General features: G+C 57.1%; 15 protein-coding genes. 11 read left to right on the forward strand and 4 right to left on the reverse strand.

Annotation, left to right across the window (positions count from 1 at the left end; translation table 11 throughout):
• Nucleotides 1–126 precede the first annotated feature (126 nt).
• The 7 genes from BP38_RS23285 to BP38_RS0101690 all read left to right on the forward strand — a co-directional run bounded on the left by BP38_RS23285 (nt 127) and on the right by BP38_RS0101690 (nt 7,540).
• Nucleotides 127–465 carry an FtsB family cell division protein gene (locus BP38_RS23285; RefSeq protein WP_026986301.1) on the forward strand — a complete coding sequence of 113 codons (339 nt, stop codon included), beginning with the start codon at nt 127–129 and terminating at the stop codon, nt 463–465.
• A gap of 144 nt (nt 466–609) precedes the next feature.
• Entirely contained in the window at nt 610–1,758 is a 1,149-nt protein-coding gene (gene pdhA / locus BP38_RS18490) for a pyruvate dehydrogenase (acetyl-transferring) E1 component subunit alpha (RefSeq protein ID WP_081816385.1), read from the forward strand.
• Between the two features lie 53 nt (nt 1,759–1,811).
• Complete coding sequence (locus BP38_RS0101670) at nt 1,812–3,215, forward strand: pyruvate dehydrogenase complex E1 component subunit beta (RefSeq protein WP_026986302.1); 1,404 nt, start codon at nt 1,812–1,814, stop codon at nt 3,213–3,215.
• A gap of 27 nt (nt 3,216–3,242) precedes the next feature.
• Nucleotides 3,243–4,610 carry a pyruvate dehydrogenase complex dihydrolipoamide acetyltransferase gene (locus BP38_RS0101675; RefSeq protein ID WP_026986303.1) on the forward strand — a complete coding sequence of 456 codons (1,368 nt, stop codon included), beginning with the start codon at nt 3,243–3,245 and terminating at the stop codon, nt 4,608–4,610.
• A gap of 18 nt (nt 4,611–4,628) precedes the next feature.
• Nucleotides 4,629–6,029: a dihydrolipoyl dehydrogenase gene (gene lpdA, locus BP38_RS0101680; protein WP_026986304.1), complete on the forward strand. Its 1,401-nt coding sequence runs from the start codon at nt 4,629–4,631 to the stop codon at nt 6,027–6,029.
• Between the two features lie 4 nt (nt 6,030–6,033).
• Nucleotides 6,034–6,990, forward strand: coding sequence for a lipoyl synthase (gene lipA / locus BP38_RS0101685; RefSeq protein ID WP_026986305.1), 957 nt, complete (start codon nt 6,034–6,036; stop codon nt 6,988–6,990).
• Nucleotides 6,991–7,099: 109 nt separating this feature from the next.
• Nucleotides 7,100–7,540, forward strand: coding sequence for a type II toxin-antitoxin system RatA family toxin (locus BP38_RS0101690; protein WP_026986306.1), 441 nt, complete (start codon nt 7,100–7,102; stop codon nt 7,538–7,540).
• Nucleotides 7,541–7,546: 6 nt separating this feature from the next.
• On the opposite strand, the gene BP38_RS0101695 is transcribed toward BP38_RS0101690, so the two are convergent.
• From BP38_RS0101695 to BP38_RS0101710, 4 genes are all read right to left on the reverse strand, one after another.
• Nucleotides 7,547–8,137 (reverse strand): CPBP family intramembrane glutamic endopeptidase, encoded by a 591-nt coding sequence (locus tag BP38_RS0101695; protein ID WP_162175102.1) that lies wholly within the window; start codon nt 8,135–8,137, stop codon nt 7,547–7,549.
• A 137-nt stretch (nt 8,138–8,274) separates the two neighbouring features.
• Nucleotides 8,275–8,772 carry a CinA family protein gene (locus tag BP38_RS0101700; RefSeq protein WP_026986308.1) on the reverse strand — a complete coding sequence of 166 codons (498 nt, stop codon included), beginning with the start codon at nt 8,770–8,772 and terminating at the stop codon, nt 8,275–8,277.
• 3 nt (nt 8,773–8,775) lie between these two features.
• A complete protein-coding gene (locus BP38_RS0101705) occupies nt 8,776–9,258 on the reverse strand; it encodes a phosphatidylglycerophosphatase A family protein (protein WP_051608905.1) in 483 nt (160 codons plus the stop codon).
• A 5-nt stretch (nt 9,259–9,263) separates the two neighbouring features.
• A complete protein-coding gene (locus BP38_RS0101710; RefSeq protein ID WP_026986310.1) occupies nt 9,264–10,424 on the reverse strand; it encodes a bifunctional 2-C-methyl-D-erythritol 4-phosphate cytidylyltransferase/2-C-methyl-D-erythritol 2,4-cyclodiphosphate synthase in 1,161 nt (386 codons plus the stop codon).
• A 191-nt stretch (nt 10,425–10,615) separates the two neighbouring features.
• Here BP38_RS0101710 and BP38_RS0101715 point away from each other — a divergent pair, with 191 nt between their 5' ends.
• The 4 genes from BP38_RS0101715 (at nt 10,616) to ntrC (ending at nt 14,946) form a co-directional block, all read left to right on the forward strand.
• Nucleotides 10,616–11,308 (forward strand): cytochrome C assembly family protein, encoded by a 693-nt coding sequence (locus BP38_RS0101715; protein WP_162175103.1) that lies wholly within the window; start codon nt 10,616–10,618, stop codon nt 11,306–11,308.
• A gap of 91 nt (nt 11,309–11,399) precedes the next feature.
• Entirely contained in the window at nt 11,400–12,386 is a 987-nt protein-coding gene (gene dusB / locus BP38_RS0101720; RefSeq protein ID WP_026986312.1) for a tRNA dihydrouridine synthase DusB, read from the forward strand.
• On the forward strand, nt 12,386–13,507 hold the full coding sequence (locus BP38_RS18495; protein ID WP_035723118.1) for a two-component system sensor histidine kinase NtrB: 1,122 nt from the start codon (nt 12,386–12,388) through the stop codon (nt 13,505–13,507). Before dusB ends, BP38_RS18495 begins: the two co-directional genes overlap by 1 nt.
• Nucleotides 13,504–14,946, forward strand: a complete 1,443-nt coding sequence (ntrC, locus tag BP38_RS0101730; protein WP_026986313.1) for a nitrogen regulation protein NR(I) — start codon at nt 13,504–13,506, stop codon at nt 14,944–14,946. Before BP38_RS18495 ends, ntrC begins: the two co-directional genes overlap by 4 nt.
• Nucleotides 14,947–14,985: the final 39 nt, after the last annotated feature.

A 14,985-nucleotide genomic window follows, 5' to 3' on the forward strand; every position in this document is an offset into this window, starting at 1 on the left:
CGCGTCCCTGGGTACAGCGCCCTTCGTAGAGGGTTTCGAGTCTTTCTGGTCACAGGTCACAAAGGGAAATGCATTTAATCGCATTTTCCTTTTGACGACCGAGTCGTCGCGTGATTCGATCACTGTATGGCTGTTCTGAACGAAATACGTGACCGCATAAGACAGGTGGCGCCGCAGGTGTTGGCCGCCTGTGTCGTGGTCTATTTCGTTTTCCATGCAATACAGGGGGATCGAGGCCTTCTTGCCTATCTGCAGCTAACGCAGCAACTTGATGAGACGGAGGCCGTCGCTCAGGATCTTTCTGAGCGAAGAGCATCCTGGGAACACAAGGTATCATTGCTGAAGCCAGGCAGCCTTGACCCTGACATGCTTGAGGAAAGAGCGCGTAGTGTCCTGAACTACTTACGCGATGATGAAGTGGTCATATACCTGCCAGACGGGCGTACACGTACAGACGCCAATTAACTGTTTATCGGTTAAAAGCAATAATATATCCACTTTTCAATACCTTGATGAATAACTTGCCTCTGGCAATCTTTCGCCCTACCTTGGTCTGAAAGAGGCTTGAAAGACAGCTCCCTGACAAAAGGCGACCAAGGGGAAACGCAAATGGCCACCCGCGCATCACAAGGGCGTAAATCAACGACGTCCGCTTCCTCCTCCGATTCAGGAAGCAAGAGCAGCAAGAGTACCCAGAGCAAATCTCCCCGGAAGAAATCGACCACAGCCCGCAGCTCCCAGAAGGGCGGTGTTTCGCGCCAGGCCGGCCTTGCGAAGAAGGAAAGCAAGGAGAGCCTTCTCAATCTCTACGAAGAGATGCTTCTGATCCGACGCTTCGAGGAGAAGGCCGGGCAGATGTATGGCATGGGCCTGATCGGCGGCTTCTGCCATCTCTATATCGGCCAGGAGGCCGTAGTGGTTGGCATGCAGGCTGCTCAGGGCGATGAAGACGCCGTGGTGACCTCTTACCGCGATCATGGCCACATGCTTGCAACCGGTATGGATCCCAAGGGTGTGATGGCGGAGCTGACAGGCCGTCGCACTGGTTACTCCAAGGGCAAGGGCGGCTCGATGCATATGTTCAGCCGCAACAAGAAGTTCTACGGTGGGCACGGAATTGTCGGTGCTCAGGTTCCGATTGGAACCGGCATCGGATTTGCCATGAACTATGCCGGAGAGGATGGCGTCTGTGTCACCTATCTTGGTGATGGTGCCCTCAACCAGGGTCAAGTCTATGAATCCTTCAACATGGCGGCGCTATGGAAGATCCCTGTCGTTTACGTGATCGAGAACAACAAGTACGGCATGGGGACTTCAATCGAGCGTTCTTCCGCCAAGTCCACAGAACTCTACCATCGTGGACAGGCTTACGGTATTCCGGGAGTCCAGGTGGATGGAATGGACGTGCTTGCTGTCAAGGCAGCCAGCGAAAAAGTTCTGGAACATGTCCGGTCCGGAAAGGGCCCCTACATTATGGAGATGCTAACCTATCGCTATCGTGGGCACTCCATGTCCGATCCGGCGAAATACCGTTCCAAGGAAGAAGTCCAGCGAATGCGCACGGAGCAGGATCCGATCGAGAGACTGCGCACGGTCATGCTAGAGGACGAAATCGTTTCGGAGGCCGACCTCAAGGAGATCGACAAGAAGGTCAAGGAGGTCGTCGGCGAGGCTGCCGAATTCGCCCAGAACAGTGAGGAACCCGATCCCTCTGAGCTCTGGACGGATGTCTACATCGAAGCTGCAGCGGCTGAATAAACAGGAACGCGGCCGCTGTCGGCGGCCCGGCAGAGCATTTCCGGAGCGATAACATGCCCACAGAGATTCTGATGCCAGCTCTTTCCCCGACGATGACGGAAGGCAAGCTGGCCAAATGGCTCAAGAATGAAGGTGACGAGGTTTCGGCCGGCGACGTCCTGGCGGAAATCGAAACCGATAAGGCGACCATGGAGGTCGAAGCGGTCGATGAAGGAACGCTCGGTAAGATTCTGGTTGCTGAAGGTACGGACAACGTCGCGGTGAATGACGTCATTGCCCTGCTGCTGGATGAGGGCGAGGACGAGTCTGCGCTTGAGCAGGCAACTGCAGGCGGAGCTGCCAAGAAAGAGTCAGCCGAGGGCGAGACTGCAGCTGAAGAGTCTGAAACCTCTGATGAGGACTCAGATCAGAAAGCACCTGCACAGCCCAGGCGGGAGGAAGCCCCCCAAGCGGAACCCGAATGGGACGGTCCAACAGAAAAGCAGACGGTGCGTGAGGCTCTGCGCGATGCCATGGCAGAGGAAATGCGTCAGGACGATCGCGTTTTCCTGCTCGGTGAGGAAATTGCGGAGTACGAAGGGGCCTATAAGGTCACCCAGAACCTGCTGGCCGAATTCGGCCCCAAGCGGGTGATCGACACGCCGATTACCGAGCATGGCTTCACTGGCCTGGGGGTTGGTGCAGCCATGTATGGCATGCGCCCGGTCATCGAGTTCATGACTTTCAATTTTGCCATGCAGGCCATGGACCAGATCATAAACTCGGCCGCCAAGACACTCTATATGTCCGGGGGGCAGATAGAGAATCCTGTCGTGTTTCGCGGTCCCAACGGAGCGGCCTCGCGTGTGGCCGCCCAGCATTCCCAGTGTTACGTCAGTTGGTATGCACACATACCGGGCCTGAAAGTGGTCTCCCCCTGGTCGGCTGGTGATGCCAAGGGGCTTTTGAAGTCTGCGATCCGTGACCCGAACCCCGTTGTGTTCCTGGAGAACGAGATTCTCTATGGCCAGTCCTTCGAAGTGCCAAAGAGTGACGATTGGACCGTTCCCATTGGCAAGGCCAAGGTGGTGCGCGAAGGCAGCGATGTCACGATTGTCGCCTTTTCGATCATGGTCGGGCGCGCGCTGGAAGCCGCAGAGCGTTTGTCGGAGGAAGAAGGGCTGGAGGCTGAAGTCATCGACCTTCGGACGCTCCGGCCTCTGGATACGCAGACCATCGTGAAGTCGGTCCAGAAAACAAATCGCATTGTGTCGGCCGAAGAGGGTTGGCCGGTTGCGGGCATGGGATCTGAGGTCGCCGCCATCATGATGGAAGAGGCCTTCGATTGGCTGGATGCACCCGTCGTCAGGGTAACAGGCGCGGATGTGCCGCTGCCCTATGCTGCAAATCTCGAGAAACTGGCCCTGCCGCAATCCGGAGTCATCTTCGATGCGGCCAAGGGTGTGTGCTATCGCTGATATCGGGCCAGAAGGGAAGACCAGGAAATGCCTACGAACATACTCATGCCGGCGCTTTCGCCAACGATGACGGAAGGCACGCTTGCCAAATGGCACAAGAAGGAAGGGGATGAGGTTTCGGCAGGAGATGTGCTTGCCGAGATCGAGACCGACAAGGCGACCATGGAGGTCGAAGCGGTCGATGAAGGCACCTTGGGCAAGATTCTGGTGCAGGACGGTACTGAGAACGTTGCCGTGAACGCTGTTATCGCCATCCTTCTGGACGAGGGCGAGGATAAATCGGCCCTGGAGGGCGCCGTGCAGGAAGCCCAGCAGTCCGGTGGACAGGAAACGTCGAAATCCTCGCAGGCGGAAGAAGAGCAGCAGGACGCCTCCAAGTCAGAAGCCAAGGGTGACCGCAGCGAAGACAAGCAGGCGCCGGAGCCCGCTTCCCAGAAGAAGGCGGCTCAGGAAAAGAGCGCGGACAAGGGCGGGCGGATCTTTGCCAGCCCCCTGGCACGGCGCATGGCCGAACAGGCAGGGCTCGACCTGGCGCAACTCAAGGGATCCGGGCCCAATGGGCGGATCGTTAAAGCGGATATCGAAAAGGCCCTGGAGACCGGGGCCGGGAAGGCGAAGGCCGCACCTTCGACGGAGGCCGCTTCGCCTGCAGCGCCAGCACCCGCGGCAGCTGCTGGTCCGGGGGCCAAGGAGATGGCCGATATGCTCGGCCTGTCCTATCAGCAGGAACCCCTTTCGGGTATGCGAAAGACCATTGCGCGCCGCTTGACGGAATCCAAGCAGACGGTGCCGCATTTCTACCTGACCATCGATTGCGAACTGGATGCCTTGCTGAAAGTGCGCAAGGAACTGAACGAGAAGAACGAAGACGGCAAGATTTCGGTCAATGACTTCGTTATCCGTGCGGTTGCTCTGGCCCTGCAGAAGGTTCCGGCGGCCAATGCCTCCTATGACGAGTCGGGCATGCTCTATTACGATCAGGCCGATATCTCCATGGCCGTGGCCACACCTGCCGGCCTGATCACGCCGATCATCAAGAATGCCGGTGCAAAGGGACTTTCGAGCATTGCGCGCGAAGCTAAGGAGCTGGCTCAGAAGGCACGTGACAACAAGTTGAAGCCCGAAGAGTACCAGGGCGGCACCTTCTCGATTTCCAACCTTGGTATGTACGGCGTCAAGCACTTTGATGCCGTCATCAACCCGCCACAGGGCTGTATCCTGGCCATCGGGGCCGGCGAGCAACGTCCTGTGGTCAAGGATGGGGCGCTTGCCATCGCAACGGTCATGAGCTGTACGCTTTCCGTGGACCACCGCGCAGTCGATGGTGCAGTAGGGGCGGAGTTCCTGTCCGCTTTCAAGAAGCTGATCGAAGACCCCATGACAATGCTGCTCTGAGGCAGAAAGGATAAAGCCGTGGCGGAAAACTCTTATGACCTGATCGTCATTGGCAGTGGGCCGGGTGGATATGTTGCCGCCATTCGTGCTGCCCAGCTAGGCATGAAGGCAGCCGTGGTGGAACGCGAGCACCTGGGCGGAATTTGCTTGAACTGGGGCTGCATTCCCACAAAGGCGCTTCTGCGGACGTCGGAACTTTACGGGTACATGAATCATGCCGGGGACTTCGGTCTGTCGGCCGAAAAGGTCGGGTTTGACATTGCCAAGGTCGTCAAGCGTTCTCGCGATGTCTCGAAACAGCTCAACAGCGGTGTCGGGCACCTGCTGAAGAAGAACAAGGTCACTGTCATAGACGGTGAGGGACAATTGGCTGGTAAGGGCAAGGTCAACGTCAACAAGGATGGCAAGAAGGTTGGTGATTTCCAGGCCAAGCATATCATTCTTGCAACCGGGGCTCGTCCCAGGGTGCTGCCGGGCATAGAGCCGGACAAGAAACTGATCTGGACTTATTTCGAAGCTATGGTTCCCGAAACCATGCCGAAATCCCTGCTTGTCATTGGCTCGGGTGCCATTGGAATCGAGTTTGCAAGCTTCTACCGCACCATGGGCGCAGAGGTGACCGTGGTGGAGATGTTGCCCGAGATCCTTCCGGTTGAAGACGCAGAAATCTCGGCGTTTGCACGCAAGCAGCTTGAAAAGCAGGGCATCAAGATCCTGACCGGCGCGAAGGTCACGAAAGCGGACAAGGGCAAGGACGAGGTGACCTGTACCGTCGAGGATGAAAAGGGCAAGTCGCAGAAGATCAAGGTTGATCGCGTGATCTCCGCTGCCGGCGTGCAGGGCAACATCGAGAATCTCGGGCTCGATAATACCAAGGTCAAAACCGATCGAGGGCTTATCAAGACGGATGGCTTTGGTGCCACTGACGAACCTGGCGTTTATGCCATTGGCGATGTTGCGGGCCCACCCATGCTGGCGCACAAGGCCAGCCATGAAGGGGTCATCTGTGTCGAGAAGATTGCCGGAAACAATCCGCATTCCATGGACAAGAACCTGATTCCCGGTTGCACCTATTGCCAGCCACAGATTGCCAGTGTCGGTTTGACCGAGGCTCAGGCGAAAGAGGCAGGACACGAGGTCAAAGTCGGTCATTTCCCTTTCATCGGCAATGGCAAGGCCATTGCTCTTGGCGAGACAGAGGGTATGGTGAAAACCGTCTTCGATAAGAAGACCGGACAGTTGCTGGGGGCTCATATGGTAGGGGCCGAGGTTACAGAGCTGATCCAGGGTTACGTTGTGGCCATGAACCTGGAGACGACGGAGCAGGAACTGATGCACAGCATTTTCCCGCATCCAACGCTCTCCGAAATGATGCACGAGAGTGTGCTTGACGCTTACGGTCAAGCCATCCACTTCTAGAGACATGTCTGAATTGGAAACCAAGTCCCGCGAACGTCACCCCGAGAAGGCGCACAAGCCGGACAATCCGGTCCAAAGGCGCAAGCCGGAATGGCTGCGCGTGAAAGCGCCGACCTCCAAGGCGTACAACGAAACGCGCCAGATTGTCCGTGAGCACAAACTCACCACGGTCTGCGAGGAAGCGGCTTGCCCGAACATTGGTGAATGCTGGGCCAAGAAGCACGCCACCATGATGATCATGGGCGAAATCTGTACGCGCGCCTGCAGTTTCTGCAACATTGCGACCGGCCGGCCCGACAACTTGAATCCGCTTGAGCCCTTTAATGTGGCAGCGGCCGTGAAGAAATTGGGTCTTGAGCACGTCGTGATCACATCCGTGGACAGGGACGACCTCGAGGATGGGGGAGCCCAGCATTTCGCGGACACCATTCAGGCCATTCGCGAGGCGTCGCCAGGTACGACAATCGAGATCCTGACCCCCGATTTCAGGCGCAAGGATGATGCTTTGGAAGTCGTCGTTGCTGCCAAACCGGACGTTTTCAACCACAATCTGGAAACGGTGCCGCGGTTATACACGGAAGTTCGGCCGGGGGCGCGTTATTTCCATTCCATCCGCTTGTTGGACAAGGTCAAACAGCTGGATCCCTCGATGTTCACCAAGTCCGGCATCATGGTTGGCCTGGGTGAGGGACGTGATGAAGTCCTGCAGGTCATGGACGACCTGCGCTCGGCTGATGTGGATTTTCTGACAATCGGGCAGTACCTGCAACCGACAGCGAAGCATCACCCGATTGATCGTTTCGTTACGCCCGATGAGTTCGCCGAGTATGAGCGTCGTGCCTACAACAAGGGCTTCCTGTTGGTTTCGGCCTCTCCTCTGACACGCAGCTCCTATCATGCCGATGAAGATTTCCAACGTTTGCGGAAGGCACGAGAAGAACGTCTTGCGCTTTCTGCCTAGCCTTGAATCTAAAACCCTGATGCAGCCAGGCCGATAATGAAGGGCTTTGCCCTACTCACTGTAGTCCCGAGCTGTTCCCTGGACACTGATTGACCCGGATAGCGCCTTCATGCCCGTTCATGCGGAAAAACGGAAAGTGCCTTACACGTCGCGTCAGCTGTTTGACCTGGTGGCGGATGTCAAAAGCTATCCGGAATTTCTGCCCTGGTGCCTGGCCGCACGGATCAAATCACATGAAGACAATGTCATCTACGCCGATCTGGTGATTGGTTTCAAAATGCTGCGTGAGCGATTCACCAGCCGCGTGGAACTGCACGAGGAAGACCCCGAAAACCTGACGATCGATGTCAACTATGTTGAAGGCCCCTTCAAGTACCTGAACAATCACTGGAAGTTTATTCCCGATGAAGAGGGTTGCCTGATCGATTTCTATGTCGATTTCGAGTTTCGTTCACGCCTGCTTCAGCGCGTCATGCAGCCACTGTTCAATGAAGCGGTCCGCAGGATGGTTGCTGCATTCGAGTCACGCGCAAAAGAGCTTTACGGCTGATAGCTATCAGGCCGCACCGCTGAACAGCGCCATGTAGAGCAGTCCCAGCATGATGCAGTTGAAGGCACTGTGCATCACGATAGCAGGCCAAAGTGATTTGCTTTTCTCGTAGATCCAGGACAGCATGAGACCGACCACGAAGAGGGCGGGGATCAGGATGGCTATTCCGTGCAGCAGCGAGAAGAGGCCGGCACTGACGACCATGGACAAGGCCTGCCCATAGCGCGTTCTCAGCCAACCGTAGAAAAAGCCGCGAAAGACGACTTCCTCGACAATGGGGGCGACAAGACCAGCGGCGAACAGGGTCAGGAGAACTGGACCCGCACTCAATTCACCCGGGTTCAGAAGATCCATCTGTGGATTTTCCAGCGGTGCGCCCTTGAAGCTGCTTACAATGATGTTCACGACAGCGACAGCTGGAATGGCTGCAATTGCGAGCAGGACGCCACGCAGAATCCAGCTCTGACTGCTGGGCACAAAGCCCAGGGCCTTCAAGGACAGGCCACGTCGAAGAATGATAACGAGGAACAGAACCAACAGGATAACCAGGGACTGGAGCAGGAAGCCGACAAGCACCAACTGAAGCTGTGGCTCCATCGATTCCGGAAGGGCTCTGAAGCCCTGGGAAAAAGTCTGTAGCAACCAAGGCAGAACAAATCGGACACTTGCCAGGACAGCGATCAGCAAGAGCAGGGTGTCCGCAAGTGTGACCCTGTGAAGCTCGTGATAGCCTTTCATGCCTTGGCAACCGCAGCCTGAAGCAGTGAGAGGGCCTGTCTCAAGCTGGCCTGTCTGACAGCCTGGCGGTTTCCCGGGAAGACTTGCTGGGTGGTCTCTGTTTTCAATTTGCTTCCCGCTACACCAAAGTGAACCAGGCCCACCGGTTTCTCCGTGCTGCCGCCGCCAGGTCCTGCGATGCCCGTGATCGAGACAGCCAGTTGGGCATTGGGGCTATTGTCCAGAGCCCCTTCGGCCATTGCCTGTGCGGTTTCACGGCTGACCGCCCCGCAGCTCTCTATTATGCCTGGATCTACGCCCAACAAGCGTGCCTTTGCGGTGTTGGAATAGACAATGAAGCCACAGTCGACGACATCTGAGGATCCAGCTGCCTCGGTCAAGAGACCTCCCAGCAATCCGCCTGTACAGGATTCGGCTGTCGTGATTCGTATTTGGCGTGTCCGACAGTCCTCCAGAAGCTTTGCTGCCATCTCTATAAGATCTTTGTCGAACATCCGCTAATATCCAATAATCAGGACAAGGAGCAGGCAGGCGAGCAGGCTGTATCCACCGGCAAAGATATCGTCCGTCATGACCCCCAGGCTGCCAGGAAGGTCCCGATCAGCCCAGCTGGCCGGCCAGGGTTTTGCGATGTCGAAGAAGCGAAAGAACAGGAAAGCCGCTGGATAGAGCTCCCAATAGGTGGCGACCGGTAACAGGGCCAGCCATTGTCCGGCAACCTCGTCAATGACGACTTCCTTGGGGTCATGACGCCCCGTGTCCCGCATGTAGAGTGCTGACGCCCATAAACCCACGGCCAAAATGATCAAGGTTCCTGCAAGCAGGCCAGGCCAACCCAGAAGCCAGGCGATTAAGGCAGCAGGAGGAAGGGCAGAAAGCGATCCCCAGGTGCCGGGGGCCGGGCGCAACAGACCTGCACCAAACCAGATCGCCAGGCAGTGAGCCGTTCGCTGTCGAAGTCGATTGTTCGAAGGGGTCATGTCCTTCATGCCGTTGCCGGCAGTTCGATGGTTGTAACTGCTTGAGCGGCAATTCCCTCTTTGCGGCCCGTGAAGCCTAGCTTCTCGGTCGTGGTTGCCTTCAGGCCGATTCGTGATTCGGATATGCCGAGCAGGCGGGAGAGATTGGCGCGCATGCTGTCTCTGTAGGGACCGATCTTGGGCGTCTCACAAATGAGGGTCAGGTCCAGGTTAATCAAGCGTCCACTGCGATGCTTGAGGCGTTGATCTGCTTCCTGAAGAAACAAGGCAGAATTGGCAGAACGCCATCTTGGATCATCGGGTGGGAAGTGGCTGCCGATATCTCCGTCGCCCAGAGCACCAAACAGCGCATCCGTTATGGCATGAAGGGCGACATCCGCGTCAGAATGACCAACGAGGCCGAAAGGGTGTGGAATGCTGCAACCGCAAAGCACCACGGATGTGCCTTGACCGAAGCGATGCACATCGTAACCGAAACCAGTCCTAACCTCTCTGCTTGAATGAACCATCTTTTCCGCTCTTTGCAGGTCGTCGGGAAGGGTGATCTTGAAGTTATCCGGATCTCCCTGGACAGAAGTGACGGTCAGTCCGGCCGCATCGGCAACGGCAGCATCGTCGGTAAGGTTGTTTGTGTCACAGTCGTTGTGAGCGGCCAAAATCTTCGAATAATCAAAGCCCTGCGGCGTCTGGGCAGCAACAAGTCCTGTTCGGTCGGGCCCCGATGACAAGGTGTTGGTTGAACTGCGCTGCTTCAGCGTGTCCGACACGGGCACAACGGGAATACAGCCATCATGATGCGTAAGAGCCTTCAGGACGCGCTCGATCAGGGATCGTGATACAAAGGGGCGCGCTGCGTCATGGATCAGCACGATGTCGGGGTGCAGATCACGCAAGGCCTCAAGTCCGGCCCGCACCGATTCCTGGCGCGTTGTTCCACCTGCCACGGCAGGACGCAGTGGTAACCCCAGGCTGGCCTGTTCATAGAAGTCTTGATCGTTGGGGTTAATGACGACCTGGACCTGTGCGATATCGGGGTGTTCGGTAAAGCAACGCAGTGTATGTGTCAGGACCATTGAGGCGCCCAGGGGCAGGTACTGTTTCGGTCTTTCCTGGGTCAGTCTTGCTCCGCGTCCGGCGGCGACGACAAGAACGGCGATCGTCGGCATATCAGATGTGGCCTCTATTCTTGCCCCGCCTTGATTGCAGGCTGTCGCACGGGCCTTTGAATGTTGTATGAATGGCGATCATGTCGAACCTGTCATTGATTTCTTCTGTTGCAGTCCTGTCCCTGCTGCCGGCCACCCTGCTTTCGTGGCGCCGGGGGCAGTCCGGCAGCTCCCTGCTGTTCCTTGTCCTGTTGCTGGCCGCACTTGGCGGAGTAGCCTGCTACCTGATCCTCCGTGTATCGGATGGCTGGGATAGCGGCTTTTCTTTTACTCTTTGGGTTTCGGTTGCGTCGAGTCTTCTCATCTTCCTGTTGCTTTGTATCTGCCGAAGAGAGGCTGAACGCCTGGCAGTTCTGTTGCTGCCATATCTGTTGGGCCTTTCCTTGCTTGCACTCTTGATCGACCAGGTTGACGGCGGCGCCGGTACTTCGGTCGATCTGGAAACCTGGTTGCTGGTTCACATTGTCGGGGCATTGGGAGCTTATGCCTTTGCCACCTTGGCGGCTGTTTCTGCTTTGGCGGTTTTCCTGCAGGAACGCGGGCTGAAAAAGAAGCAGACCGGGGTCTTTTCCGACCGGCTTCCAGCCCTGGCTGTTGCCGAATGGCTTGAGCGTCGCCTTCTCGTAACGGGCGAGCTTGTGCTGGGAGTGAGCATTCTTAGCGGTATGGCCCTACAATATATTAATAGTGGTTACCTGCTGGATTCAAATCACAAGACACTCTTCTCGCTTGCAGCCTTTGCACTGATTGCGATTGTAATTTACCTGCAATGGTATGCCGGGTTCAGGGGGCGCCGTGCCGGCCGGTGGGTCCTGGTGGGATATCTTCTGCTGAGCTTGGCTTATCCAGGCGTGAAGTTTGTCAGCGGTGTCCTGCTGACGTGAACAGCTTAAGCTCAGATTCATCTGTACAGATGGAAGCTGAATGCCTATCAACCCGCTTAGTTTTTAGGCACAGGGAACTAATGCCTAACCAATGAGCATTTCCATCGGCGACATAACCCTTCAGGATCCGGTTTTCCTGGCGCCCATGTCCGGGATATCGGACCAGCCATTCAGGCGGCTGGTGCGACAGTGGGGCTGCGGCCTGGTCTTTTCGGAAATGATCGCCAGTGAGGCGATGATTCGCCAGACGCGGCAATCAATGAAAATGGCCACGGGATGCGATGAGGAAAGCCCGATGGCGGTTCAATTGGCCGGATGCGATCCGGCAACAATGGCAGAAGCCGCGCGCTTGAACCAGGATCGGGGGGCCGCCCTGATCGACATAAATTTTGGCTGCCCCGTCAAGAAAGTGGTGAACAAGCTGGCAGGGTCCGCGTTGATGCGCGATGAAAAACTGGCGGGGGATATTCTCTCGGCTGTCGTTGAAGCCGTGAATGTCCCGGTGACGCTCAAGATGCGTCTGGGGTGGGATGATGAGAATCGCAATGCCCCGAATCTGGCTCGCATAGCAGAATCCTGCGGGATCAAGTTGATAACCGTTCATGGACGGACGCGGTGTCAGCTCTATAACGGTGAAGCCGATTGGCAGGCTGTAAACGAGGTGGTGCGTGCCACTCGGTTGCCTGTGATCGTGAACGGGGATGTCGCTAGCCCCGAGGACGCCGGTCTTGCCCTGGAAAAATCTGGCGCACAGGGGGTCATGGTCGGCCGCGCCACCTGTGGCCGCCCCTGGCTGATCAGCCGAATACAGGACTACCTGCGAACCGGGAGCTACAGAACGGAGCCTGACCTGGAGACACGTCAGGAGTCCCTGTTGGCTCATTATGATGCACTCCTGTCCCATTATGGTCAGCAGCAGGGTGTTCGCATTGCGCGCAAGCATATTGCTTGGTCCCTTCATGGCTTGCGCGGTGCCAACAGCTGCCGCGAGCGGATCAACAAGATGTCAGAGCCTTCCCAGGTGCATGCGGAGATCCGTCAGGTTTTTGCGGACAATATGGAGGCAATGGCTGCCTGATGGCTCGTAGCAGTACAGAGGAGGAAAAGTGCCAAGGTGAAGAGCGATTGGATTCTTCGGCTGTTTTGGGTGCACTCGCTCTTCCGGTCCTCGTCCTGGAGCCAGACAATCGCGTAGCCTCGGTAAACTTGGCCGCGGAACAATTGCTGGCCACCTCGGCGGCTGTATTGACGGGCCAGTTCATTACTTCTGTTTTACCTTCAGACAGTCCCTTGCTCAGTCTGGCAGAGCAGGTTCGCAGCCGTGGATATTCCGTTTCCGAAACAGATATCACTCTGGAATCGCCCCGAATTGGCACGCATCTGGTTGCGGCGGAACTGTCGCCCATACCTGAAAAGCCAGGGGCGGTCGTGGTCTGCCTCTCCGTACGCTCGATGGCCCGTCGCATGGAGGACCAGCAGGTTCACCGCAATGCAGCGCGCTCTGTGACTGCCATGGCTGCCATGTTGGCGCACGAGGTCAAGAATCCCCTGTCCGGCATCCGGGGAGCTGCACAGCTGCTGGAAAGTTCGGTAGCCGAAGAAGATCGCGAACTGACACGTCTTATCTGCGAGGAATCCGACCGGATTGTCGGTCTCGTGGATCGCATGGAGATGTTTTCCAGCCAGAAGCCGATCGAGCGCAAACCCGTGAACATTCACGAAGTGCTGGGGCATGTCCGTCGTCTGGCAGAGAACGGTTTTGCCGATCGGGTGCGTTTTGTCGAAAGATACGATCCCTCGCTCCCTCCGGTCCTCGGGAACAGGGATTTGCTTATCCAGGCCCTGCTGAACCTGGTCAAGAATGCAGCCGAAGCTGCAGATCCTGTTGCTCCTGAAATCCAGTTGCGCACAGGCTATCAACAGGGCGTGAGATTGGCCCTGCCCGGAGGTGAGGCGCGCGTGGACCTGCCTTTGATGGTGGGGGTCCAGGATAATGGACCGGGAATTTCCGAAGACTTGAAATCGAACCTGTTCGACCCCTTTGTGACCAGCAAACCAGGGGGCAAGGGATTGGGTTTGGCCCTGGTGGCAAAGATCGTCGATGATCATGGCGGCATGATCGAGGTCGACAGCGAACCGCGACGGACCCTCTTTCGCATGATGCTGCCCATGGCCGATACACAGGAGGCCGGATCATGACCAAGGCAACGGTACTGGTCGCGGACGATGACCGTGCCATCAGGACCGTGATCACCCAGGCGTTGGGTCGGGAAGGCTATGAGGTTCGCTCGACTGGGACAGCTGCGTCCCTCTGGCAATGGGTCGAAGCGGGCGAGGGTGATCTGGTTATCACCGATGTTGTCATGCCGGATGAGAACGGACTGGATCTCATCCCAAGGATCAAGAAGCTCAGGCCCGATCTGCGCATCCTCGTGATGAGTGCGCAGAAAACCCTGCTGACGGCCGTTAAGGCCACGGAAAGGGGCGCCTTTGAGTACCTTCCGAAACCCTTTGACCTGCGGGAATTGGTCCAGGTTGTCGACCGCGCCCTGACAGAGCCGCGGGCGGCCTCTGCACTGTCCGAAGGTGATGGCCAGGCTGAAGAAGACCTGCCGCTTATCGGGCGTTCTCCGGCCATGCAGGAAGTCTATCGCATCGTTGCTCGCCTGATGAGCACGGACCTGACCGCCATGATCTATGGCGAGTCCGGTACCGGCAAGGAGTTGGTTGCGCGTGCGTTGCATGATTACGGAAAGCGCAGTCATGCCGCCTTTGTGCCCGTCAACATGGCGGCCATCCCCAGGGAACTGATTGAAAGCGAGCTGTTCGGCCATGAGAAAGGCGCCTTTACGGGCGCCACCACACGCTCTGCCGGTCGTTTCGAACAGGCTTCGGGGGGCACGCTGTTTCTGGACGAGATTGGTGACATGCCGCTTGAAGCCCAGACACGCCTGCTTCGGGTTCTGCAGGAAGGCGAATACACGACCGTGGGCGGACGCACCCCCATTCGCGCCAATGTCCGTATCATTGCGGCGACCCATCGCGACTTGCGCCAGATGGTTCGTGGCGGCCTGTTTCGTGATGACCTGTTCTATCGCTTGAATGTGGTGCCTATACGGTTGCCGTCGCTTCGCGAACGCAGAGAGGATATCCCCGAACTCGTGCATCATTTCATGCAGGAAGCGGAAAGGCAGGGGCTGACCGCCAAGGCAATCGAAGCGGAGGGCATGGAGCTTCTGAAGTCCCATAAGTGGCCTGGCAATGTGCGCGAGCTTGAGAATTTCGTCAGCCGCCTGATGGCACTTTACAGCCAGGATGTCATAACGGCCGAGATCGTGCGTTCCGAACTCAGTGAACTGGTCGTGTCCGAAAGCACACAACCTGCGACTTCCAGGTCACTGGGTGGTGTCGTGGAGCAGGTGCTCAGGGAGTATTTCGATGCCCATGCCGAAGAACTGCCGGCTTCCGGGCTTTATGATCGTGTTCTGCGCGAGATCGAACGGCCCTTGATAGAGCTGACACTGGAAGCAACGCGTGGCAACCAGATCAAGGCGGCCAAGGTTCTGGGATTGAACCGGAACACGCTGCGCAAGAAGATCAATGATCTGGAAATCGACATCGTAAAGGGAGCGAAATAGACTGTTGCTTCACTGCAACGATTCCTTGAAGGCATCCGT

The organism is Fodinicurvata fenggangensis DSM 21160 (genome assembly GCF_000686045.1).
In the GTDB taxonomy this organism is placed as follows: Bacteria; Pseudomonadota; Alphaproteobacteria; order Kiloniellales; family DSM-21159; genus Fodinicurvata; species Fodinicurvata fenggangensis.

Bases quoted from the DNA above. Each gene is read 5' to 3' on its own strand.
- BP38_RS0101690 (WP_026986306.1), top strand. From the start codon at position 7,100: ATGCCCGTTCATGCGGAAAAACGGAAAGTGCCTTACACGTCGCGTCAG.
- BP38_RS0101670 (WP_026986302.1), top strand. From the start codon at position 1,812: ATGCCCACAGAGATTCTGATGCCAGCTCTTTCCCCGACGATGACGGAA.
- BP38_RS0101695 (WP_162175102.1), bottom strand. From the start codon at position 8,137: ATGGAGCCACAGCTTCAGTTGGTGCTTGTCGGCTTCCTGCTCCAGTCC.
- pdhA (WP_081816385.1), top strand. From the start codon at position 610: ATGGCCACCCGCGCATCACAAGGGCGTAAATCAACGACGTCCGCTTCC.
- BP38_RS0101710 (WP_026986310.1), bottom strand. From the start codon at position 10,424: ATGCCGACGATCGCCGTTCTTGTCGTCGCCGCCGGACGCGGAGCAAGA.
- BP38_RS0101705 (WP_051608905.1), bottom strand. From the start codon at position 9,258: ATGACCCCTTCGAACAATCGACTTCGACAGCGAACGGCTCACTGCCTG.
- BP38_RS0101700 (WP_026986308.1), bottom strand. From the start codon at position 8,772: ATGTTCGACAAAGATCTTATAGAGATGGCAGCAAAGCTTCTGGAGGAC.
- BP38_RS0101675 (WP_026986303.1), top strand. From the start codon at position 3,243: ATGCCTACGAACATACTCATGCCGGCGCTTTCGCCAACGATGACGGAA.
- ntrC (WP_026986313.1), top strand. From the start codon at position 13,504: ATGACCAAGGCAACGGTACTGGTCGCGGACGATGACCGTGCCATCAGG.
- dusB (WP_026986312.1), top strand. From the start codon at position 11,400: ATGAGCATTTCCATCGGCGACATAACCCTTCAGGATCCGGTTTTCCTG.
- lipA (WP_026986305.1), top strand. From the start codon at position 6,034: ATGTCTGAATTGGAAACCAAGTCCCGCGAACGTCACCCCGAGAAGGCG.
- BP38_RS23285 (WP_026986301.1), top strand. From the start codon at position 127: ATGGCTGTTCTGAACGAAATACGTGACCGCATAAGACAGGTGGCGCCG.
- BP38_RS18495 (WP_035723118.1), top strand. From the start codon at position 12,386: ATGGCTCGTAGCAGTACAGAGGAGGAAAAGTGCCAAGGTGAAGAGCGA.